The sequence below is a fragment of the Phycicoccus elongatus Lp2 genome (assembly GCF_000367525.1).
In the GTDB taxonomy this organism is placed as follows: Bacteria; Actinomycetota; Actinomycetes; order Actinomycetales; family Dermatophilaceae; genus Phycicoccus_A; species Phycicoccus_A elongatus.
On record NZ_HF570956.1, the window covers coordinates 300560 to 321721 of the forward strand.

Genomic DNA, 21162 nt, shown 5'->3' on the forward strand with positions numbered 1-21162 from the left:
CAGGGTCATGGGTCACGGTCGTGGAGTCGTGACCCGGGGGTCTGGGGCGCGCGCAGCGACCCGACGACGCTGGAGGCATGACCAACAACGACACCCGGACCCAGCCCGACGCTCCCGCCACGACCCGCTTCCCGCGCTGGCCTCTCTGGGCCCGCGTCCTGCTGGCACCGCTCATCATGCTCATCGCGGCGTTGTCTCCGCTCCTGCCGCAGTCGCCGCTCTACTTCTTCCCCGACGCCGCCAAATGGCTCAACGACCCGGCCAATGCGGTGGGCTCGGCCCCGCTCCTCCTCACGCTCGCCTTCCCCACCGTCGCGGCCCTCTTTCTCGTCTGGCTGGCCATGACCCGGCTCCAGGGGCGGCCGCTTCGCGACGCCGGCGCACTGTGGACGCGCGCCTCGTTCGGCCTCCTCGGGGTCGGCCTGGCGCTCTCCTTCGCCGTCACCTTTGCAACAGCACTGCCCTTCCAGAGCAGTGCGCGCGGTGTGGAGGACATCGGGTCGCCGCTCTGGGTGGGCGTTCTGGCGGCCGTCGTGCGCGGCGTCTTCATGCAGGGCTTCCCTGAGGAACTCGTCATGCGCGGTTGGCTGATGCAGGTCCTGCGTGATCGCCCGCTCGTCGCCGTCGCCGTCTCCACGGTCATTTTCGGTGTCCTGCACTACTTCTCGTCCGGCGGCCAGGAGTCCGCGGGCGAGCGCGTGGTCTACCTGCTCAACCCGACGGCCTTCGGCTTCTGCGCTGCCGCGTTCGTCCTGCTGACCCGGTCCATCTGGCCGGCCGTCGGCATCCACGCCGGGATGCACTTGGCCCACCTGGCCGGGGCGCTGATGGGGGTGGCCTTCGAGTCGCCGACGATCTGGATCACCAGTGCGATCGGGTATGCCGTGGCCGGAGTCGTCGTGCTGGTGCTGTGGCACCGCCGAGGCCGGTCCACGGAGGTCGTCATCGACCGCTGACCCGGCCCAACGATCAAGGCGAGGTATGCCGTGGAGCTGAGTCCGCGGCATACCTCGCCTTGTGTCTTGATTTGGGAAGGGGTCCTTACTTACCGCAGTCGTTCTGGACGACGGAGAACGGCACGGAGTCGGCCTTGCCGGTGGAGAACTCCATGTTCTTCTTCCACATGTCCTCGTCGATCGAGGTGAGGAAGGAGTCGTGGCCCTCCTCCCAGATCTGGGTGGCGACCTTGGCGTCGATGGACAGGTTCTTCTGGAGCAGGGCGATGGCCTTGTCCTTGTTGGCCTTGTCGTTGATCCAGGTGACGGCTTCCTTCATCGCTCAACACCTGGTACGACGACGTCGACGACGCCCTGGCGCGTCTCGGCTTCCCGCCCAACCGCAAGCCGGGGCAGCTCGGTTTCCTGATGCACGCCTGATCCAGGGATCAGACTGAGGAGACGAGTGATGACGTCGGTCACCGAGGCAGCCCCCGTGGCTGCCGATGACACGGTGCCGAACCAGGCGCCGGGGAAGAAGTCCCGATTCTTCCCCGGTCTGGTGTTCGGCCTGACCTTCGCGCTGCTCCTGTCGGACTACATGTCCCGTCAGGTGCTCGCGGCAGTCTTCCCCCTCCTCAAGGCGGAGTGGGGTCTCACCGACACCGAGCTCGGCACGCTCAACAGCGTCGTCGCCCTCGCGGTCGGACTGCTCGCTGTGCCCTTGTCCGTCCTGGGTGACCGCTTCGGCCGGGCCCGGGCGATCGTCGGCATGGCAACCCTGTGGAGCTTGGCGACGCTGGCGTCGGCCTGGGCGTCGAACTATGGCGAGCTGCTCGTGGCTCGCATCATTGTCGGTGTCGGTGAGGCCGCCTACGGCAGCATCGGTCTGGCCGTCGTCTTCCTCGTGTTCAAGCCTCACCTGCGCTCGACCCTCTCCGGGGCCTTCCTCGGTGGTGGCGCCTTCGGCTCCGTCATCGGTGTCGCCCTCGGTGGCGTCATCGCGATGCGCTTCGGCTGGCGCCACGCCTTCATCGTCATGGGTGTCATCGGCCTGGTGCTCGCGGTCATCTACGCCTTCACCATCACCGAGAAGAAGCTCCGGGACCACGCCATCCCGGACGCCGCCGCCAAATTGGAGCCGACGACCAAGAAGCTCATGACCAAGGCGCGCTTCAAGACCCTCTTCTCCACACCTGCCGTCGTCATGGCCTACCTGGGCAGTGGCCTGCAGTTGTTCATGACCGGCACCCTGCTCGCCTGGCTGCCGAGCTTCTTCAACCGCACCTACGGCATGACCCCGGACCGTGCGGGCAAGGTCGCTGCGCTCTTCCTGCTCCTCCTCGGCGTGGGCATGATCGGCACCGGCATCATCAGCGACCGGGTCAGCAAGGTGGTCACGGTGCGCAAGTGGACCACGTCTATCGTGTACTCCATTGTGAGCCTGATCTTCCTCGTCGCCGCCTTCTCGTTTGGCCCGTGTGCCCTCCAGCTCACGCTGCTCGCCGTCGGCGCCTTCTTCGTCTCCGGTCCCGCGGGGCCGGCCGGGGCGATGGTCGCGGCCCTGACCACCCCCTCCATCCGGGCGACTGCCTTTGCCACGTTGGCCCTGGCCAACAATGTCCTCGGCCTGGCCCTGGGTCCGATCGTGACCGGTCGCATCGCCGACTCCATCGGCCTGGCCGACGCCCTGCGTCTCGTGCCGTGGGTGGGACTGCTCGCGATCACCGCGCTGGTCATCGGCTGGCGCACCCACCACTCGAGCCTGGCCAAGCTCGGCCTGGCCCCCGACGTCCGTCGAGTCAAGGGAGAGATCCGATGACCCTCGTCCTCGTGCCCGGTCTGCGCGGATCCGCACCGGATCACTGGCAGGAGCACCTCGCCCAGCGCGCCGATGCCGTCCACCTGCGCACCGACCGCGGCCCCCTCGACCTCGATGCCCGCGTCGCGGACCTGGACGAGGCGGTGACGTCGGTCGACCGGCCGATCATCATCGCTCACAGCGCGGGAGTGCTGACGCTCCTGCACTGGGCGGCGCGAGCCCCTCGGTCCGTCACGTCCAAGGTCCTCGAGGCCCTCCTCGTGACACCGCCGACGCTCAATGCCGAACTGCCGCCGGTCTATCCGCGGCTGACCGAGCTGGCCGACCACGGCTGGCTCCCGGTGCCCACGCAGGCCCTGCCGTTCCCGGCCACTGTCGGGCTGAGCGATGACGACCCGCTCGGCCCGGCCGGCGAGGTCCGCGACCTCGCCGCTGACTGGGGAGCCGTCGTCGTCGAGCTCGGCGCTGTCGGCCACGCGAACCCGGCGTCGGGCCACGGACCCTGGCCGGCGATGGACACCCTCGTCGAGGCCACGCTGCGCGAGTACTTCACCGAGGTGGACGCGTGAGCAAGGCGGGACGGGCGCGGCCACCGTGCCGGCTCCCGCTCCCACGACCGACGCCTCGGGCGGTGCGACTGCTCCGATCAGCCCGACTGCTCCGGACGCGGTGACCCCCGCCGGTCGCGGTCCGAAGCTGCCGACCCGTCTGGCTTGGGTGCCCGGTGTCGCGCTCTCCTTCGCCGTGGCGCTCGCCGCCCTCGCGCTGCACCGCGCGGTCCCCATGGTCAATGCGGTGCTCGTGTGCATCATCCTCGGCGCCCTCGCGGGCAACCTGATCCGCATCCCCGCGACCTTCGCCCCCGGCTTGGCCATGTCCGCCCGGCGAGTCCTGCGGATCGGCATCGTCATCCTGGGTCTGCAGCTGTCCCTGACCCAGATCGCCGCCCTCGGCCCGGGCATGTTGATCGTCGTCGTGGCCGTCGTCGGCGGCGGGATCCTCGGCACGCTGGCCATTGGGCGACTCCTGCGGGTGCCCATGGCTCAGCGGCTGCTCATCGCCACCGGCTTCTCGATCTGTGGCGCGGCGGCCGTCGCCGCGGTCGAGGGGACCATCGACCGCGAGGACGAGGACGTCGCGGCCTCCATCGCCCTCGTCGTCCTCTTCGGGACGCTGATGATCCCGCTGATCCCCCTGCTCGTCGGGCTCCTGTCGATGGACATCCACAGCGGTGGCCTGCTCGCCGGTGCCGCCACCCACGAGGTGGCCCAGGTCGTCGCCATCGGATCGCTGCTCGGGCCGGATGCCGTCGGAGCCGCTGTCGTCGTCAAGCTCGCTCGTGTCGCGCTCCTCGCGCCGGTCGTCGTCACCGTCGGCTGGGCCGTCGCTCGCGGCCGTGCCCGGGTCGCCGACCAGGGCGGCAGTGCAACGCGTGCGACCAAGAAGCCGCCGATCATCCCCCTCTTCCTCGTCGGCTTCCTCGCGGCGTCCGTCATCGCGACGGTCTTCAGCCCGAGCGCGGGGGTGCTGCACCTGGCCTCCAGCGTGCAGAGCCTGTGCCTGGGCGCGGCGATGTTCGCCCTTGGCATCTCGGTGCGTGTCTCCATCCTGCGCAACCTCGGCCCACGCCCGCTCGTCCTGGGCTTCCTGTCCACCCTGCTGGTGCTCGTGATCGCGCTGACCGGCATCGCTCTGGTCGCCTGACCCACTCGCACCACCTGCTCGTCTGCTTCCTCCCCTCCTCTCTCGCAACGGATGCATCGAAAGGCTCCACCCACCATGAGCAATCTCGCTGCCAACCTCACCTCCACCGCGGCGGCCTCACCGCAGGCGCCCGCCCTTCGCCTGGGCGACGTCATCGTCACCTTCGCCGAGTTGCAGGAGCAGGCCGCGCGCGTCGCTGCCGTTCTGGACTCCCGTGGCGTCGGCGTCGGTGACCGGGTCGCCATGATGCTGCCCAACGTGCTCGCCTTCCCGGCGATCTTCTACGGCATCCTGCGTGCCGGCGCGATCGCCGTGCCCCTCAACCCGCTGCTGAAGTCCGGCGAGGTCGAGTACATGCTGCGCGACTCCGGCGCCGGCCTGCTCTTCGGCTGGGAGGCCATGGGTCAGGACGCCAGCGCAGGGGCTGCGGCCGCCGCCGCGGACGTCATTCTCATCGGTGACGCGGGCCTGGCCCCGGTCATCGAGGGCGTGACCCCGGCCGGTGCGCCCGTGGACCGCGCCGACGACGACACGGCCGTCATCCTCTTCACCTCCGGCACGACCGGCCACCCCAAGGGCGCCGAGCTCACGCACCACGGCCTCGACAGCAACCAGTCGCTCACCGTCCGCACCCTCATCAACCTCACCGCGGACGACGTCGTCATGGGCTGCCTGCCGCTCTTCCACATCTTCGGACTCACGACCGGGCTCAACGCGGCCATCGGTGCGGGCGCCTGCCTGACGATGCTCCCGCGCTTCGACCCGCGCGCCGCCCTCGACATCCTCGCCGGGCACAACGTCACCGTCTTCGAAGGCGTGCCGACCATGTACTCGGCCATGCTCGCCGCCGCCGGCGACGACGAGATCTCCATCCCCGACCTGCGCATCTGCGTCAGCGGTGGATCGGCCCTGCCCGTGCGCGTGCTCGAGGAGTTCGAGGAGCGTTTCGGCTGCATCATCCTCGAGGGCTACGGCCTGTCCGAGACCTCTCCGGTCGCCTCCTTCAACCACCCCGACCGCGACCGCAAGCCCGGCTCGATCGGCACCCCGGTCGAGGGCGTCGAGATGCGCCTCGTCGACGACGAGCGTCGCCCGGTCGCGGAGGGTGAGCCCGGCGAGATCCAGATCCGGGGCGCCAACGTCATGAAGGGCTACTGGGGTCGCCCGGATGCCACGGCCTTGGCCATCGACGCGGACGGTTGGTTCTCCACCGGTGACATCGCCACCCGCGACGAGGAGGGCTACTACCGGATCGTCGACCGCAAGAAGGACCTCATCCTCCGCGGCGGTTACAACGTCTACCCGCGTGAGGTCGAGGAGGTGCTGCACCAGCACCCGTCGGTCGCCGAGGCCGCCGTCGTCGGTGTCCCGCACGACAGCCTCGGCGAGGAGGTCGCTGCGGCGGTCGCGCTCAAGCCGGGCAAGGAGGCCACGCCCGAGGAGCTCACCGAGTTCGTCCGTGACCGGATCGCGGCCTACAAGTACCCCCGCCACGTCTGGATCGTCGACGCGCTCCCCAAGAGCGCGACCGGCAAGATCCTGCGCCGCGAGGTGCGCGCCACGACTCACGCCGAGTCCTGATCGGTCGGGCCCTTCGGCCCGACCCACCGTCAAGGGCGAGGTATGCCGTGTGTCCGCACACGGCATACCTCGCCTTTGGTCTCGGCTCAGTCCCGGCCGAGGCCGTGGCGGCGCGCGTACTCCAGGATCCCCTGTGCCGCAGCGGAATCGGTGGCCAGATGGGTGATGAAGCCGGCGGCCAGGGCGACGGCAAGGGCCTTGGACTTCACCCGCCCCCCGGCGATGCAGACGCGCCGCTCAATGGCGCTCAGGTCGGCCAGGGGCAGGGCGACGGTGCGGTCATCGAGGTCGGGAAGGCAGATCCGACCGGAGTCGTCGTAGAACCGGGAGAAGATGTCGCCGGCCGCGTGGCGGGACAGGTGTTCCCGTTCGGCGGGGGTGAAGTAGTCGAGGGCGAAGAGGGTCGAGTCCGGGGCGATGTGACCCACCGTGAAGGCCGCCGTCGAGACCTGCCTGCCCATCTCGAGGACGAGTTGGATTTGACGCTCCTGCTCGAGGGCGCGCACCGTCTCGACATGCTCGAGGTAGACCGGGATGTGCAGGGTGCGCGGATAGGCGTTGAAGGCGGCGCAGAAGAGGGACATCGTTTCGTACTCACGGGTGCGCTTGGGTTGCAGCGGCACGCCGCCCTTGAGCTCGACGATCTCGACGCCGTCGCGGGCCGTCGTTGCGAGGTGTTGCGCCACCGCATACATGCTCTCGCCCCACGAGAGTCCCAGGTGCTCGCCATCGCGCACGAGACCCTCGATCAGAGTGGCCCCGACGCGGCCCAGGGCATCCAGGGGCGCGAGCGGGTCGACCGGCCCCGCCGCGACACGCACCTCGGCCAGGCCGAAGCGCCGGGCGATCTGGTCACCGAGGTCGGAGGCGATCTCGCGCGGATCGTGGACGTCGATCGTGACGAAGCGAAGGTCCTTGGCGGTCTGGATCAGCTTGGAGACGGTGGGGCGTGAGACCCCGAGTTGCTGGGCCACCTCGTCCTGGGACAGGCCACGGACGTAGTAGAGCTTGGCCGCGTCGAGCGCCTGTTGCTCGCGTGCATCCATCGCTGATCCTCCCGGTCTGGAACATTCGTCACCCTAGCATTTGACGTTTGTTCTATGGCGCTCCTATGCTGATTGAACATTCGTGCAGCCCTTCATGGACATTCGTTCCGCTGAAGTCCGTCGTTGCACGAAGGCCAGGAAAGGAAGCGCCATGACCGCTCACGCCAACGTCGCCCAGCTCATCGACCACACCCTCCTCAAGCCCGACGCCACGACCGCCGACATCGAGCGCCTCGTCGCCGAGGCCGCCGACCTGGGCACCTACTCGGTGTGCGTCTCCCCGAACCTCCTCCCTTTGGCCGATGCGCGCGGTCTCAAGGTCGCGACCGTGTGTGGCTTCCCCTCGGGCGCCCACCGCGCCGACGTCAAGGCTTTCGAGGCTGCAGCGTCGGTGCGCGATGGCGCGGACGAGATCGACATGGTCATCGACCTGGCCAAGCTCAAGTCCGGAGACATCGCCGGCACCGAGGCCGAGATCCGCGCCGTCCGCGAGGCCTGCCCGGCCCCGGTCGTGCTCAAGGTCATCATCGAGTCCGCGACCCTGACCGACGACGAGATCGTCGCCGCGTGCCGCGCCAGCGAGGCTGCCGGTGCCGACTTCGTCAAGACCTCGACCGGCTTCCACCCCGCCGGTGGTGCCACGGTCCACGCTGTCGAGTTGATGGCGAAGACCGTCGGTGGTCTACTGGGCGTCAAGGCCTCCGGGGGAGTGCGCACCGGTGCGGACGCGCTCGCCATGATCGAGGCCGGGGCCACGCGTCTCGGGGTCTCGGGGTCGCGCGAGGTCCTGGCCGGGCTGGCCTGAGCAGCGCCCGCGGACCTTCGACCACGTCACCCAGAACGGACAACCGACATGACCTCCTATGACAGCAGTTCATCCGGTGCCGCTGATGCGCCCGCATCGCCGGCCTCCAGTGCGCCCGCCCAGGACAACCCGAAGCGCGCCGTGCCGGTGCTGCTCGGCCTCTTCGTCTTCTCCCTGATCGTCGACTCGGCCTTCCGCTTCACGTCCAAGCCGATCGCCGACGACCTCGGCCTCTCGGTCACGACCGTCAGTCTGCAGACGACGCTGGCGGGCATCATCATTGGCGTCGGTGCGGTGGTCTACGCGACCCTCGCCGACTCGATCAGCATGCGCAAGATCCTCCTCGCGGCGATCGCCATGATCTGTGCCGGCTCGCTCATCGGCTTCGCCTTCCGCGAGAACTGGTCGATGATCCTCACTGGTCGGATCATCCAGACGTCCGGTCTGGCCGCCGCCGAAACGCTCTACGTCATCTACGTGACGAAGTATCTCTCCAAGGAGGATCGCCGCACCTACCTCGGGTTCTCCACCAGCGCCTTCCAGCTCGCCATGCTCGTCGGCATCCTGACCACGGGCTACATCTCCACCTACATCAGCTGGAGCGTGCTCTTCCTCGTCCCGCTGCTCTCGGTGCTCGCCGTGCCCAGCGTCCTGAAGACCGTGCCGGACCACCAGCTCAGCGGGTCCCGCCTGGACGTCTTCGGCATCGTGCTCATCGCGGCGCTCGCGACCAACGTGATGCTCTTCCTGCAGAACTTCAACTGGTGGTTCATGGTGCCGGTCGTCATCTCGATCGCGCTGCTGTGGTGGCACATCTCCTCGCACACCAACGTCCTGGTCGACCGGGCCTTCTTCGCCGACCGGCGGTATGTGTCGATGTTGCTCGTCGTCTTCATCCTCTATTCGGTGCAGCTCGCCTACATCTTCATGTTCCCGTTCATGGTGTCCGAGCTCTACGGGATCTCCTTCGACAACATCTCCCTGCTGACCGTGCCGGGTTATGCGTGCGCCGTCGTCGTGGGTGCCTTGAGCGGCAAGATCGGTGAGCGCCTCTCGGTGCGGTCCACGATCACGCTGGCGATGGTGCTCATCGTGGCCTCGCTGCTGATCCCGGCGGTGTTCGTCACGACGTCCGTGGTGCCCTTCGTCCTCTCGATGGTCGTCTTCGGGTCCGGGTTCGCCCTGATGTACGCGCCGTTGGTGGCGACGGCCATCCGCGAGATCACGCCGGAGCGCTCCGGCGTGGCCATCGGGTTCTACAACCTCACGATCAACGTCGCCGTCTCGGTCGGGATCGCCTACACCGCCAAGTTGCTCGACCTCAAGCCGTCCCTGTTCGACGGCATCGTCAGCACGCCCGACGGCTTCGACCCGAGCTTCTCGAACGTCCTGGTCATCGTCGCCGTCGTCGCGCTTTTGGGTCTGGTGGTCTATCGGGTCGCCTCGTCGCTGCTGGCTCGCGCCGACCGTGCGGCCGGCCGCCCGGTCGAGACCGCTGCGCTCGACGGCTGACGCCCTCGATCGCCGCACCCGCCCGACGTCGGGGCCCTCGCCAGGGGGTGAGGGCCCCTATGTCTGGAGCGCACGCCCTGACGTGAATACGTGATGACGTAATCATCGACACATGACCAAGGACGTCCTGGCCGACCTCGAACGCAGACTCGCCCGCCTCGAGGCTCGCGTGGAGGGGTCCGTGGGGCCACCGGCATCTCACCGGACCGGCCCCCTGGCGCCCGACGCCGAGACATTCTGGGCGCGCAACGGATTGATCGAGCGCCATGCCACGGCCGAGCACTCCGCGACACCAGCCGGGGCCGTCATGATCCTCGGGGCGATCGATCTGCCGGCCGGCCAGCAGGCCCAGTGGCAGGAGGGCGCAGCCGCCGAGGACCTCCTCGACGACCCGTGGGAGCTGGCTGCGGACGCACTCCAGGCGCTCGGCCACCCGGTGCGACTGCGCCTGCTCCAGGAGGTGCTGCGTGGGCGCGCCACCGCACGCGACCTGGCCGACCTCGAGGGCCTCGGCACGACCGGGCAGGTCTATCACCACCTGCGCCAACTCGTGGCTGCCGGGTGGCTGCGCGCCCGGGCCGGCGGACAGCACGAGGTGCCCGCCGAGCGACTCGTCCCGCTGCTGACGACGATCGTGGGAGCCCGACGATGTCCTCGCTCAAGCGCACCGTCGCGTCCCTGCAGGGGTGGTGTACCCGCCTCTTCCTTCTTGGCATCGTCCTCGCCCCTGGTCCTGGACGTGCCCTTCTGGATCGACCTCCCGGCGCTGGCCGTCCTGCTCACCCTGTCTCTCGTCCGGGCCCCGCGGCGCGACGACCACCCGCCGGTGGCCGTGGCTTGCCCCTCACCGGGCGCTGGGCCGCACTCAACTCTCCCGCCGACACGGTGCCGAGTCACGGCATACGGGCTTATGGCCAAGCGTTCGCGATCGACATCGCCCACCCGCGCCCCGCGGACTTCTCCACGCGGATCAGCTGGGGCCTGCGGCAACGTAGGGACTCGACGTCGTCCACGCGCCACGAGGTGAGGACGAGGCGCGAGGTGGTCAGGACGACGGCACGCTGCAGTCGGTCCGGCTCAGGCTCCACGTCCAGAAGTCTCGCAGGCCCTGGTCGCGCCGCGGCGCCACGCATGGGGGCCAACCGACGCTCGTCCGTGAACCGCACGCTCAGCATCGTGGCGCGCCAGCGGATCGCAACCACTCGGACGTCGGCAAAGTCAGTTTGCGCCGCCGCCGCAGGTGACGATCATGGGCTGGCGAACGTCACCTCGACCGAGTCGACCACTGGTGCGCCGGGCCCTGATGTCGTGACGAAGTTGCTTGCCGATCAGGCTCCGCACCTGGCCGACCTGCCCGTCCGAGCGAGCAGTGCATCAGGCAGCAGCAACTGGGTCTTTCGCCTGGGGGACGAGATGGCCGTGCGGTTGCCCCGAGCGGACCGGTACGTCCCTGACCTCCTCAAGGAGATCCGCTGGCTGCCCCACCTCGCCCCCCACCTGGCCGCGCCCGTTCCTGAAGTCATCGCCTCCGGTGACGCGACCCGGGCGTTCCCTCGCCCCTGGGCGGTCCTGTCCTGGATTCCCGGCAAATCGCCGGGAACGCTGGACCAGGTGCAGCAGGCAAGACTTGCCCAGAGCCTCGGCGTCTTCCTGCAGAGCCTCCACGCAGTCGAGACGACCAGCGCCCCGCACGGCGCCGACGCGTGGGGATACCGGTGTGGCGAGCCGGTCACGGACGTGATCGACGGCTGGGCCGAGCAGGCGGCAACGGACCTGGCGGACCTCTTCGACCCGGATCGCGTCCGCGAAGCCTGGCGTCGGCTTCGCCGAGTCCCGCCCGCCACCCAACCCGCGTGTTGGGTGCACACCGACCTGTCCGCCGAGAACCTCCTCACCCACCGCGACGGACGCCTAGCAGGAGTGATCGACTTCGGCGGCATCGGCATCGGCGACCGGTCCGTGGACCTGCTGTACGCGTGGAGCCTGCTCGATGCACCAGCTCGTGACCGCCTGCGCGTCGCGTCCGGGTCGGACGAGGCCACCTGGGTCAGAGCCCGAGCCTGGGCCTTCGTCGGGCCTGGACTCGCGACCATCGCCCAATATCGCCACACCATGCCTGCCAGAACGAGCCGCCTGATCGCCATGGTCGAGGCCGTTGCGGGCGAGGTTGATGTCGACCTGCGTTGACCTGAGATGCCCGGATGTCGGCCACGGGCATACGTCGATGCCGTTGGCGTCGGCTGCGCGGAGCGATACCCGTACTGAATCGCCCCGGGTCTGGTGGAGGCTCTCAATCCATGGAGGATGAGAGTCATGGCAGCACCCAAGAAGTACAGCGATGAGTTGCGTGAGCGCGCGACGCGGATGGCTGTGGAGTTGAGGCAGGACCCGGCGACCAGGCCAGGTGCGATTTCTCGAGTAGCCGGCCAGCTCGGTATGCACCCCGAGACGTTGCGCAACTGGGTCCGGCAAGCCGAGGTCGACGGCGGCACCCGGGCGGGCACCACGACCAGTGACGCGCAGCGGTTGGTGGAGTTGGAGCGGGAGAACCGTGAACTGCGTCGGGCCAACCACATGGCGGATTCAAGCGGTGGGCGCAAAGAACTCTGCGAGTTCTCTGATGGTGTCAGATAGCCCAGCGTCTTGCGGGGGCGTCCGTTGAGGCTGTCCTGGATCGCGTCCAACTCCTCGCGGCTGACCGTGCTCAGGTCGGTGCCTTTGGGCAGGTACTGGCGCAGCAGGCCGTTGGTGTTCTCGTTGCTCCCCCGCTGCCAGGGCGAGTGGGGATCGCAGAAGTAGATCGGGATTCCTGTGGCGATGGTGAACGCGGCGTGCTTGGACATCTCCGCGCCTTGGTCCCAGGTGATCGTTCGGATCAACGAGGACGGCAGCTTGCTGATTGCGGCGCACATCGCGGCCTACGGATGGTCGAGGTCATCCCGCCGGACCGGGAGGCGGTCGGCGACCGGCCCTCGTGGAGTGGACCGAGCTGTCGGGGCACCTGCCGCGCGTGCAGGCGGCACTGCGTGCCCACGCGACCCAGGTGACGGTCGACGGGGCGGATGTCGTGCACGTCGGCGGTCAGCGCGAGCCGATCGTCACGCGCGTGGGCCTGCGGCCGGTCGCGACCTGAAGACGGCGCCTGTCCAACACTCAGGGTCACCCTGAGCGGTCCCTGATCCGACCCGGATCTCGGTGCTGATCGCCGACCTCGCGTGGCGTGGCGCCCATAGCGTTCCCTTCCCATACCTGGAAAGGAACGCTTCATGTCCCCATCCGCCGCCCCTGGCCTCGGCGAGAACAGTTCGGGCGCAGACCGTCGCCCGGAGACAATCCCTCAATACTCGGCGGGCCGCATCCTCGGCCTGTGGGCGGCCGTCACCGCACCGATGGGGCTGTTGGCCTTCGTCGTGGCCCCCTTGATGGCTCCGCATGTCGGGCTGCACCGCGGCCTCCTGCACTGGATCCTCATGGTCGTGGGCATGGCGTGGCAGTGCGTCCTCTCGATCATGCTCCTTCGACGGGAAGGACCCATGGACTGGGTGGCGGTGCGACAGCGCATCTGGCTCAACGGTCCCCGGGATCCCGGCACCGGTCAGGCACGCGCACGCCTGTGGTGGTGGGTCGTTCCCGCCATCGCAGCCAACGTTCTTCTCGGCTTCGCCGCCGATCCACTCGTCTCCCTGTGGTCACGACTGACCGGGCTGGAGGAGCCCGCGTGGGCCAGCATCACTGCACTGGCGCAACCGGAGTTCGTCGGTCAGTGGTGGATCGTGGGTCTCGCCCTCGTCAGTTCCGCCTTCAACTACGTGCTCGGTGAGGAGCTCTTCTTCCGCGGGATCCTCCTGCCCCGGATGGAGAAGGCCTTCGGACGGTGGGACTGGGTCGTCAACACGCTGCTCTTCGGGCTCTACCACGTGCACAAGATCTGGTTCTGGCCGGCGATGGTGATGAGTTCATTCGGCATCGTCTGGGCGGCCCGGCGCTACCGGAGCCTGTGGATGTCGATCGCCGTCCACGGTGTGGAGAGCCTCTTCGTCATCGTGGTCCTCGCAGTCGTCGCCGGCTGGTGGATGCCCTGAGCTGCGCAGGACGCAAGGGTTCACGTCTCATGGGGCTGGAGGGACTACGCGAGCATGACAAGGATGCCGCGCCCCCCTCGGTCGCTACCCCTCGCAACGGGGCAGCCATGGCCCTGGCCGGCCGCGCGGCATACGGATCAGGTCGCGGCGGATGGGATGGCGAGGGGAGCGCGGGACGAGAGAAGAGCGGGTTGTGTGTGCGCACGAGGAATTCACGGATCGTGCGCGGGAAGGGGTTTGAGCACGATCCGTGAATCCGCCCCGGCACGCACCCGTCCGGTGGCCGGCATGGCGACGTTAGGCCTCACTCAGGTTTCGGAGCCGATGCTCGTCGTCGCTGGTAAGTCCGGTGTGGCGTGGCTCGCTTCGTTCCTGCTCGTAGTTAAGCGCGGCTGTCAGGGTCTGCTCCAGCGGGCGCGTGTCCAGCCCTCGGGCTCGTGCTCGCGTGGTGTCAAGGGTCGCGAAGTAGCGCCAGGACGGGTCGTCGATCCACAGGGGAAGTGAAGAAGGCCCCATCCACGAGGAGATCCCGGCCTCCTTCAGAGCGTCGTCAGGAACAGCCATGGCTGGGACCGAGCTCCCGGCCACGGATTGCGCAAGAGCCAGAACAGCGCTCAGCGTTGTCGTGACACCGGTGGCGTTGAAGGTGCCAACCGTTCGCTGCTCCGCACAGGTGAGCAGCCAAGCAGCGAGATCCTCGACATCGATGAGAGCGACGGGGAAGCTGAGGTCGGGCGGGACGAAGACTTCGGGACCAGAAGGATTGGCGAATCGCCAGGGGTAGTAGCCGCTGCGACCGGACCAGTCGCCGGCCCCGCCGATGAGCCCCGATCGGATGATCGTGTGGCTGGGATAGCGAGCACGCACGGCGTCTTCGCAGGCCACCTTGGCCGACCCGTACTCCGTCATGTCTGCCATGACGTCGCCCCCCAAGGGCTCCACGGTGGGACTGTCCTCGTCTTGCTCGAGACGGTCGAAAGCCCTGTAGACGTTCAGCGAAGAAACGAAGACCCAGTGAGTCGCATCCAGCTCCCGAACTGCTCTGCGGGCCTGGCCCGGTTGCCGCGTCAGATCAATCACGGAGTCCCAACGATGCCGTGACACCACCGACAGCGCATCGTCGCGCTCACGATCCCGCGAGATGAAGGCGGCCCCGTCAGGCACCTCCGCGCTACCCCGCGCCAAGCAGGTCAGGTCATGGCCTCGAGCAATCGCCTGACTCGCAATGGCACTCCCCAAGAACACCGTTCCACCGAGCAAGAGGATCTTCACGTCCTCCACCTTCCGGCCTCCCTGCCCGGGTCGCAAGCATGATCGCTGTGGGCGGACGCCTGCACCCCGGCACTGAACGGACTTGTGACCCCGACCCTGGGCAGGAGGCCCGAGCCCAGCCGAGTCGAGCCGGGAGCTACTCGATCGCCTCGTCCGCGCTCCGCGCTCTCTCGACCCAGATGATTCACAAGTCAGCGAACTCAACGCCTTCATCGCCCACCTCACTCACCTGAGCTAGACCATGGCGGCGGGGGCCAGACTCGCAGTCGAATCGCTACTGCTGGGCGACGAACGCGCGTAGCGAGACCGTGGGAGACCACGCCGACGAACGACCAGCCTGCTTGGATCCGAGGCGGCCAACGAGTGGACAAGACCTGGTGAACAGAGACACATAACGTGATGTGCAGTCCGACGGCCCTGTCACAACCTCTGGACATACCTGTCGAGATGCAGCTAAGACTGCACGATGTCGTGCTGGGTACTCTGCACAACTCGGCCCGTCGGCTGGGGCCTTGCAAGATCGCCTTCGAGCAACCGGGGAGCGTCTACGTACTCTATGCGCTCTATGCGCGGCAGAAGAGTGCGTTCCTCGCAGCCAACTCGCCGTCGTGAACGACCTGCGAATAGTCGCCGGGGTGACAGTCCGCCAACGGTTCTTCTGGCCTGACGCGCCAGTCCTCAAGGTTGCTGAGCGTCAGTCGATGGATTGTGCGCGAAGGCGTAGGGCGTTGGTGATGACGCTGACGCTGGATAGGGCCATGGCGGCCGCGGCGATGATGGGTGAGAGCAGGAGCCCGAAGACGGGGTAGAGGACGCCGGCGGCGATGGGGATGCCGAGTGCGTTGTAGACGAAGGCGAAGAAGAGGTTCTGTCGGATGTTGGCCATCGTTTTCGCTGAGAGGTTTCGGGCTCGCACGATGCCGGTGAGGTCGCCTTGGAGGAGGGTGACGCCGGCGCTTTCGATGGCGACGTCGGTGCCGGTGCCCATGGCGATGCCGACGTCGGCGGCGGCGAGGGCGGGGGCGTCGTTGACGCCGTCGCCGGCCATGGCAACGACGTGGCCCAGGCTGCGGAGCCTGATCACGATGTCGCTCTTGTGGTCGGGCAGGACTTCGGCCTCGACCTGCTCGATCCCCAGGGTCGCGGCGACGGCTTGGCCGGTCACCCGGTTGTCGCCGGTGAGCATGACGACGTGGATGCCGTCCGCACGCAGTGTTTTGAGGGCGTCGGGGGTGGTGGCCTTGATGGGGTCGGCGATGGCGAAGAGTCCGGCGAGCTGGTCGTCGATACCGATGTAGATGACGGTGGCGCCGTCGCCGCGCAGGTGGTCGGCCCTCTCCCGGACGTCGGTGCTGTCGATGCCGTGTGAGTCCAGGAAGGTGGCGCTGCCCAGGGCAACCCGGTGCCCGTCGACGACACCTTGGGCGCCGCGACCGACGGGTGAGTCGAAGTCGGTGACGTCGGGAACATCGAGGCTTCGGGTCGTGGCGGCCTCGACGATCGCCAGGGCCAGTGGGTGTTCGGAGGCGCGTTCAACCCCGGCGGCAAAGCGGAGCAGGTCGTCCTGGGAGTGACTACCGGTGGCGACGATGTCGGTCACGGTGGGTCGGCCTTCAGTGAGGGTGCCGGTCTTGTCGACGACGAGGGTGTCGACCTTCTCCATCCGCTCGAGCGCCTCGGCGTTCTTGATCAGCACGCCTAGTCCCGCGCCGCGTCCGACTCCGACCATGATCGACATGGGTGTGGCCAGTCCGAGTGCGCAGGGGCACGCGATGATCAGCACGGCGACGGCAACGACGAGGGCGTGTGCCAGTTTGGGGTCGGGTCCGACCAGGCCCCACACGATGAACGCGATGACGGCGATGACGATGACGACGGGCACGAAGATGCCGGCGACCTTGTCGGCCATCCTCTGGATGGGTGCGCGGGAGCGTTGCGCTTCTGAGACCATGGCCACGATCCGGGCCAGCATGGTGTCGATGCCGACCTTTTCGGCTTCCATCATCAGCGCGCCGCTGCCGTTGATGGTGCCGCCGATGACGGGGTCGCCGGTGGTCTTGGTGACCGGCATCGACTCGCCGGTGACCAAGGACTCATCGACGGCGGAACGGCCATCGATGACGGTCCCGTCGACGGGGACGGCTTCGCCCGGGCGGACGCGGAGCCGGTCGCCGCGCTGGACGGCGTCCAGGGGGATCTCTTCGTCGTCGCCGCTGTCGGTGATGCGGCGGGCCGTCTTGGGGCTGAGGTCGAGCAGTGCCTTGATCGCCCCGGAGGTTTGCTCGCGGGCCCGCAGCTCGAGCACTTGGCCGAGGAGGACCAAAGTGGTGATGACGGCGGCGGCCTCGAAGTAGACGTCGACGGTGCCGTCGTCGCTGCGGAAAGAGGTGGGGAAGATCCCCGGCGCGAGTGTCGCGACGAGGCTGAACAGCCAGGCGATGCCGGTGCCCATCGCGATCAGGGTGAACATGTTGAGGTTACGGGTCCGGACCGAGGCCCAGCCGCGCACGAAGAAGGGCCAACCCGCCCAGAGCACGACCGGCGTGGCCAGGAGCATTTGCGCCCACACCGACGCGGTGGCCGGGATCAGGTCGTGCAGCCACGGGACGAAGTGGCGGCCCATCTCGAGAATGACGATAGGGATGGTCAACGAAGTGGCGACCCAGAAGCGGCGGGTCATGTCGGCCAGTTCCGGACTTGGCCCGGTGTCGGCGGTCACGGTGACCGGTTCCAGGGCCATCCCACAGATCGGGCACGACCCGGGGCCGAGTCGGCGGATCTCGGGATGCATCGGGCAGGTCCACTCCGCGACCTCACCCTGCACTGGCGAGGTCGCGGGGGGGATGCCGCTTGGGGCGCCGACGGCTTGGACATACGCGGACGGGTCCTGCTGGAACCGGTCGCGGCACCTCTGGGAGCAGAAGTGGTATGCCGTGCCGTCGTGCTCGAGGGTCAGCACGCTCTCGCGGTCGACGTCCATCCCACAGACGGGGTCGGTCGCGCCCGGTCGGGTGGGCACGTTGTCGTGTGGGGCGAGGTGGTGTTCGTGCTGCATGTCCGCTGCTCCTGACGTGGCGCTCGGGATGCCCCTGAAATGCAGGGCCGGGATCGTGTGGGTCAGCGTCGGCTGGCGGAGTAGCTGGCCTCGGTGACCGCGCGGATGACGTCTGCGTCGTCGACCGGGAGATCGCTGATGATCGTGAGTTCGCCGTTGGCGCGGTGGTCTCAGTGTTTGGGTTGGTTGTTGCCGTGGTTCATCCAAGCCATCATCAGGCCCATCATGAGCAGGCAGCCGGCGGCGTAGATGAGCCCGCCGAGGCCGAGGCGGCCGGTGGCGATCAGGGCACCGACGAGCAGCACCATGGGCAGGCACATCAGCCACATGAGCCAGTGCTGGCGGGCGCCGTGGTGCGCGTGTGGGGCCTGGGTGTCTTCGGCGGCGGGCGTGTTGGTCGGTGTGGTGAAGGCGGCGTACTCGTCGGGGTGTCGGGTCGAGTGGTTCATCGTTCCGCTCCTTGGGTGTCTTCCCGGGCGGGTGCCTGGGTGTTCTCAGCCTGCGCAGCTGTTGCCGAGGTGGGGCCGTGGTGGCGTGAAGGTCTGGTCAAGATCGCGTCGCCGGATCATGGCAAGAGGTTCTCGGTGGTGGTGCCGCCATCGAGGGTGCGCAAGACCTTGCTGTCGGCGACGACGACGATCTCGAGGCCCCCGTCGCTGCCGCGCCGCGCGTGCAGCGCCTCGGCAGGGCCGATGCGTGTGGGGTTGAGACTCCAGGTGGCTCCGGCGTCGCTGCTGACGCCCAACTGGCCGGTTGTGGTGGCGATGACGATGGTCTTCTCGTCGGCCCAGGTGACGAGCAGGGCGGTCCCGGGCGGGGACAGTGGTCGCCAGGTGCTGCCGGTGTCGCTGCTGGCCAGGAGCCCGGCTTCGGTGGTGGCGAGCAGGGCCCCCGAGGTGGGGGCCGCAGCCAGCGTGCGCGGCGGAGCCGGGATCGAGCGGGTGGTCCACGTCGTGCCGTCGGTGCTCGACCGAAGGACACCGTCGAAGCCGACCACCGCGGCAGGGCCCGCGGTCAGGGCGTGGAAGTCGGACTGGCCGCCGCGGGAGGCCACTCGCCAGGTTCGGCCGGTATCGGTGGAGGTGATGAGTCCGACCGGCTGTGGAAGATCGACCCCGGCGCCGGGGTGTCCGGAGGCGTAGTAGGTGCCGTCGGGGGCGACGGCAAACCCCATCAGGTCGATGACCTGGCCGTTCTGAACCAACTCGCCGTTGACGTGGCGGAAGAGTCCTTCGTGGGTGGCCAGGAGGAGTTCCCCGGAGTTGGGGTCGCGGGCCACGGCGTGGATGTGGGTGATCGCCACGGGAGGCCGGCTCGACGAAGTCTCCGCCGGGGACGTGGCCGCGGCCGTGGCGGCGGGCGCTATGGCAGGGGACCCGCCGCGTGCCGAGGGGGTGGCGGTGCCCGGGGAACCACAAGCGGTCAGCACGGCCATTGTCGCGAGGGCGCTACCGGCGAGGAGGAGCCGACGGCGGGCGCGGGTGCTCACGTCGCGTACTCCAGCGCGATCATCATGCCGGCCTCGGCGTGGTAGATGTTGTGGCAGTGGATCATCCAGTCGCCGGCGTTGTCGGCGTCCAGGTCGATCGCGAAGGACTGCATCGGCGCCATGAGGACGGTGTCCTTGCGCAGCCCGGAGGGCAGGGCGAAGGTGTGCCCGTGTAGGTGCAGCGGGTGGGTCATCATCGTCTGGTTCGTGGCGTTGATCCGCAGCCGCTGGCCAGCCTTGACGGTCAGTGGTTCGTTCTCCCCGAACTTGGCACCGTTCATGCCCCATTGGTAGGGCTTCATCGAGCCTTGCAGCGCCAGGTCCACGGTGGCATCCGGGGCCCTGTCCGGTAGTTTCGCGGACTCCGCCGGCCGCAGCTGGGAGCCGATGAGGACCTGCCCGGACAGCTCCGCCGGAGCGGCGTCGACGGCGGGCGCGCTGCCGCTGCCGGTGCGGACCACCGCGATCGCCTGGCCGCCGCTGGTTTTGCCGAACGGGCGGGCCACGAGCGGGAACACGCCGTCGCCGAGGGTGACGATCGCGTCATAGCGTTCACCCATCCCGATGTAGAACGCGCCGACCTCGGTCGGTTCGACGGCGTGGCCGTCACTGTGGGTGATCGTCAGCCGGTGTCCGCCAAGCGTGACGGTGAAGATGGTGTCAGAGGCGGCATTGATGACGCGCAACCGGATCCGCTGACCCGGCTTGGCGGTCAGGACATCGGGGTCGGTGGGTGGTTTGCCGTTGATCAGGAAGAACGGGTAGGTCACGTCCCCGGCATCTCCCCACGGGGGCGTCCCCATCGACATTCCGCCCATCGACCCATGGTCCATGCCGCCCATCGACCCGTGGTCCATCCCGCCCATGCCGCCGGAGGAGGCGGGGCCGCCGTCGGCGATGAGTTTCTTGAGGACGTCATCGGGTGTGGTGCCGGTGCCGTCGATCCAGTCATCGAGGACGACGATCCACTCGGCGTCATAGTCGCCGGCTTCGTTCGGGTCGTCGATGATCATCGGTGCGTACAGGCCTCGGTCGAGCTGGACCCCGACGTGGGGGTGGAAGAAGTAGGTGCCCGGGTCAGGTGCGGTGAACTCGTACACGTATTTGGTTCCGGAGCTGATCGGGTCCTGGGTCAGGCCGGGCACGCCGTCGGCGGCGTTGCGCAGCCGGATCCCGTGCCAGTGGATCGTGGTGTCGGCCGGGAGCTGGTTGTCCAGGGACACCCGCAGGAAGTCCCCGGCAGTGGCCCGGACCAGCGGCCCGGGGAGGGTCCCGTCGTACGCCCAGGTCGACACGGTTCGACCGCCGAGGTCGAGACTGACCGGCTTGGCCACCAAAGTCTTCTCGACGAGACGTTGGCTCGGGGAGGGGGAGAGCGGGGCCGGGGCGCCGAAGGTGCGCGACGGCATACCTGCCTTCCCCGGCGCCGGTGTGGTGCATGCCGCCACGGTGGCGGTGGCGGCGATGCCGAATCCGCCGAGGAGGATGTTGCGTCGCGAGAGCAGGGGGGAGGTCATGGTGCCTTTCACGGTGGGGTCAGTGGCCATCAACGATCAGGCGGCGTCGTTGCTCGTACTCCTCGACGCTCACCTCGCCGCGCGCCAGGGATTCCTTGAGCAGCGTCAACGGATCGGGGCGATCCATGCCGCCCCCCTGCCGATTCCGGGCCGGGAGCAGGGCGCGGACCACCAGGACCACGGCGATCCAGAACGTCAGGGTTCCGGCGGCCATCAGCAGCCACATCCACCAGCCCATGCCGTACCCGTTGCCCCACATCATCGGTGCTCTCCTGACCCTGTCCTGCCCGCCTCATGAGGAGAGGCGGACAGGACCACTGTCCGTGGGTGACCTCAAGGCCC

The 21162-nt window shown here is 68.4% G+C and carries 19 protein-coding genes and 2 pseudogenes; 12 read left to right on the forward strand and 9 right to left on the reverse strand.

The window, feature by feature from the left end; translation table 11 throughout:
• Nucleotides 1-77 precede the first annotated feature (77 nt).
• Complete coding sequence (locus tag BN10_RS15450) at nt 78-956, forward strand: CPBP family intramembrane glutamic endopeptidase (protein ID WP_010849378.1); 879 nt, start codon at nt 78-80, stop codon at nt 954-956.
• 85 nt (nt 957-1041) lie between these two features.
• On the opposite strand, the gene BN10_RS01515 is transcribed toward BN10_RS15450, so the two are convergent.
• Nucleotides 1042-1275, reverse strand: coding sequence for a hypothetical protein (locus BN10_RS01515; RefSeq protein WP_010849379.1), 234 nt, complete (start codon nt 1273-1275; stop codon nt 1042-1044).
• A gap of 129 nt (nt 1276-1404) precedes the next feature.
• Between BN10_RS01515 and BN10_RS01520 the strand changes: the two genes are divergently transcribed.
• The 4 genes from BN10_RS01520 to BN10_RS01535 all read left to right on the forward strand — a co-directional run bounded on the left by BN10_RS01520 (nt 1405) and on the right by BN10_RS01535 (nt 6042).
• Nucleotides 1405-2757: an MFS transporter gene (locus BN10_RS01520; protein ID WP_010849380.1), complete on the forward strand. Its 1353-nt coding sequence runs from the start codon at nt 1405-1407 to the stop codon at nt 2755-2757.
• Nucleotides 2754-3326: an RBBP9/YdeN family alpha/beta hydrolase gene (locus tag BN10_RS01525; protein ID WP_010849381.1), complete on the forward strand. Its 573-nt coding sequence runs from the start codon at nt 2754-2756 to the stop codon at nt 3324-3326. Before BN10_RS01520 ends, BN10_RS01525 begins: the two co-directional genes overlap by 4 nt.
• Before the next feature lie 100 nt (nt 3327-3426).
• Nucleotides 3427-4461: a YeiH family protein gene (locus BN10_RS01530; protein WP_040752240.1), complete on the forward strand. Its 1035-nt coding sequence runs from the start codon at nt 3427-3429 to the stop codon at nt 4459-4461.
• A 75-nt stretch (nt 4462-4536) separates the two neighbouring features.
• On the forward strand, nt 4537-6042 hold the full coding sequence (locus BN10_RS01535) for a long-chain-fatty-acid--CoA ligase (RefSeq protein WP_010849383.1): 1506 nt from the start codon (nt 4537-4539) through the stop codon (nt 6040-6042).
• Nucleotides 6043-6128: 86 nt separating this feature from the next.
• Here the strand turns inward: BN10_RS01535 and BN10_RS01540 are convergent, their stop codons facing one another.
• Nucleotides 6129-7088 carry a sugar-binding transcriptional regulator gene (locus tag BN10_RS01540; RefSeq protein ID WP_010849384.1) on the reverse strand — a complete coding sequence of 320 codons (960 nt, stop codon included), beginning with the start codon at nt 7086-7088 and terminating at the stop codon, nt 6129-6131.
• Between the two features lie 151 nt (nt 7089-7239).
• On the opposite strand from BN10_RS01540, the gene deoC reads away from it, so the two are divergent.
• The 5 genes and pseudogenes from deoC to BN10_RS01565 form a co-directional block, all read left to right on the forward strand.
• On the forward strand, nt 7240-7893 hold the full coding sequence (gene deoC / locus BN10_RS01545; protein ID WP_010849385.1) for a deoxyribose-phosphate aldolase: 654 nt from the start codon (nt 7240-7242) through the stop codon (nt 7891-7893).
• A gap of 48 nt (nt 7894-7941) precedes the next feature.
• Complete coding sequence (locus BN10_RS01550) at nt 7942-9405, forward strand: MFS transporter (protein WP_010849386.1); 1464 nt, start codon at nt 7942-7944, stop codon at nt 9403-9405.
• Nucleotides 9406-9517: 112 nt separating this feature from the next.
• Complete coding sequence (locus BN10_RS17635) at nt 9518-10432, forward strand: ArsR/SmtB family transcription factor (protein ID WP_010849387.1); 915 nt, start codon at nt 9518-9520, stop codon at nt 10430-10432.
• 281 nt (nt 10433-10713) lie between these two features.
• Nucleotides 10714-11592 carry an aminoglycoside phosphotransferase family protein gene (locus BN10_RS01560; RefSeq protein WP_040752244.1) on the forward strand — a complete coding sequence of 293 codons (879 nt, stop codon included), beginning with the start codon at nt 10714-10716 and terminating at the stop codon, nt 11590-11592.
• Between the two features lie 126 nt (nt 11593-11718).
• Nucleotides 11719-11964 (forward strand): annotated as a pseudogene (locus BN10_RS01565) (transposase); the annotation flags it as partial.
• A 24-nt stretch (nt 11965-11988) separates the two neighbouring features.
• Here the strand turns inward: BN10_RS01565 and BN10_RS16075 are convergent.
• Nucleotides 11989-12323, reverse strand: a pseudogene (locus BN10_RS16075) (IS30 family transposase); the annotation flags it as partial.
• 56 nt (nt 12324-12379) lie between these two features.
• Here BN10_RS16075 and BN10_RS16580 point away from each other — a divergent pair.
• Together BN10_RS16580 and BN10_RS01570 are read left to right on the forward strand one after the other, a co-directional pair.
• Nucleotides 12380-12538, forward strand: a complete 159-nt coding sequence (locus tag BN10_RS16580) for a hypothetical protein (RefSeq protein ID WP_010849390.1) — start codon at nt 12380-12382, stop codon at nt 12536-12538.
• 133 nt (nt 12539-12671) lie between these two features.
• Complete coding sequence (locus BN10_RS01570; protein WP_010849391.1) at nt 12672-13487, forward strand: CPBP family intramembrane glutamic endopeptidase; 816 nt, start codon at nt 12672-12674, stop codon at nt 13485-13487.
• Between the two features lie 297 nt (nt 13488-13784).
• On the opposite strand, the gene BN10_RS18020 is transcribed toward BN10_RS01570, so the two are convergent.
• The 6 genes from BN10_RS18020 to BN10_RS01600 all read right to left on the reverse strand — a co-directional run bounded on the left by BN10_RS18020 (nt 13785) and on the right by BN10_RS01600 (nt 21082).
• Nucleotides 13785-14972: an NAD-dependent epimerase/dehydratase family protein gene (locus BN10_RS18020; RefSeq protein ID WP_324603503.1), complete on the reverse strand. Its 1188-nt coding sequence runs from the start codon at nt 14970-14972 to the stop codon at nt 13785-13787.
• Nucleotides 14973-15453: 481 nt separating this feature from the next.
• Nucleotides 15454-17814 carry a heavy metal translocating P-type ATPase gene (locus BN10_RS01580; protein WP_010849395.1) on the reverse strand — a complete coding sequence of 787 codons (2361 nt, stop codon included), beginning with the start codon at nt 17812-17814 and terminating at the stop codon, nt 15454-15456.
• A 170-nt stretch (nt 17815-17984) separates the two neighbouring features.
• Nucleotides 17985-18263, reverse strand: coding sequence for a hypothetical protein (locus tag BN10_RS01585; protein WP_010849396.1), 279 nt, complete (start codon nt 18261-18263; stop codon nt 17985-17987).
• 116 nt (nt 18264-18379) lie between these two features.
• Nucleotides 18380-19117 (reverse strand): F510_1955 family glycosylhydrolase, encoded by a 738-nt coding sequence (locus BN10_RS01590; RefSeq protein ID WP_233354232.1) that lies wholly within the window; start codon nt 19115-19117, stop codon nt 18380-18382.
• Between the two features lie 182 nt (nt 19118-19299).
• Nucleotides 19300-20820, reverse strand: a complete 1521-nt coding sequence (locus BN10_RS01595; protein ID WP_040752253.1) for a multicopper oxidase family protein — start codon at nt 20818-20820, stop codon at nt 19300-19302.
• 19 nt (nt 20821-20839) lie between these two features.
• Complete coding sequence (locus BN10_RS01600; RefSeq protein ID WP_010849399.1) at nt 20840-21082, reverse strand: SHOCT domain-containing protein; 243 nt, start codon at nt 21080-21082, stop codon at nt 20840-20842.
• Nucleotides 21083-21162: the final 80 nt, after the last annotated feature.

Excerpts from the sequence above, each read along its gene's own strand:
- BN10_RS15450 (WP_010849378.1), top strand. The coding sequence starts at position 78 with ATGACCAACAACGACACCCGGACCCAGCCCGACGCTCCCGCCACGACC.
- BN10_RS17635 (WP_010849387.1), top strand. The coding sequence starts at position 9,518 with ATGACCAAGGACGTCCTGGCCGACCTCGAACGCAGACTCGCCCGCCTC.
- BN10_RS01600 (WP_010849399.1), bottom strand. The coding sequence starts at position 21,082 with ATGATGTGGGGCAACGGGTACGGCATGGGCTGGTGGATGTGGCTGCTG.
- BN10_RS01525 (WP_010849381.1), top strand. The coding sequence starts at position 2,754 with ATGACCCTCGTCCTCGTGCCCGGTCTGCGCGGATCCGCACCGGATCAC.
- BN10_RS01570 (WP_010849391.1), top strand. The coding sequence starts at position 12,672 with ATGTCCCCATCCGCCGCCCCTGGCCTCGGCGAGAACAGTTCGGGCGCA.
- BN10_RS01540 (WP_010849384.1), bottom strand. The coding sequence starts at position 7,088 with ATGGATGCACGCGAGCAACAGGCGCTCGACGCGGCCAAGCTCTACTAC.
- deoC (WP_010849385.1), top strand. The coding sequence starts at position 7,240 with ATGACCGCTCACGCCAACGTCGCCCAGCTCATCGACCACACCCTCCTC.
- BN10_RS01515 (WP_010849379.1), bottom strand. The coding sequence starts at position 1,275 with ATGAAGGAAGCCGTCACCTGGATCAACGACAAGGCCAACAAGGACAAG.
- BN10_RS01595 (WP_040752253.1), bottom strand. The coding sequence starts at position 20,820 with ATGACCTCCCCCCTGCTCTCGCGACGCAACATCCTCCTCGGCGGATTC.
- BN10_RS01585 (WP_010849396.1), bottom strand. The coding sequence starts at position 18,263 with ATGAACCACTCGACCCGACACCCCGACGAGTACGCCGCCTTCACCACA.
- BN10_RS01550 (WP_010849386.1), top strand. The coding sequence starts at position 7,942 with ATGACCTCCTATGACAGCAGTTCATCCGGTGCCGCTGATGCGCCCGCA.
- BN10_RS18020 (WP_324603503.1), bottom strand. The coding sequence starts at position 14,972 with ATGAAGGCGTTGAGTTCGCTGACTTGTGAATCATCTGGGTCGAGAGAG.
- BN10_RS01535 (WP_010849383.1), top strand. The coding sequence starts at position 4,537 with ATGAGCAATCTCGCTGCCAACCTCACCTCCACCGCGGCGGCCTCACCG.
- BN10_RS01580 (WP_010849395.1), bottom strand. The coding sequence starts at position 17,814 with ATGCAGCACGAACACCACCTCGCCCCACACGACAACGTGCCCACCCGA.
- BN10_RS01520 (WP_010849380.1), top strand. The coding sequence starts at position 1,405 with ATGACGTCGGTCACCGAGGCAGCCCCCGTGGCTGCCGATGACACGGTG.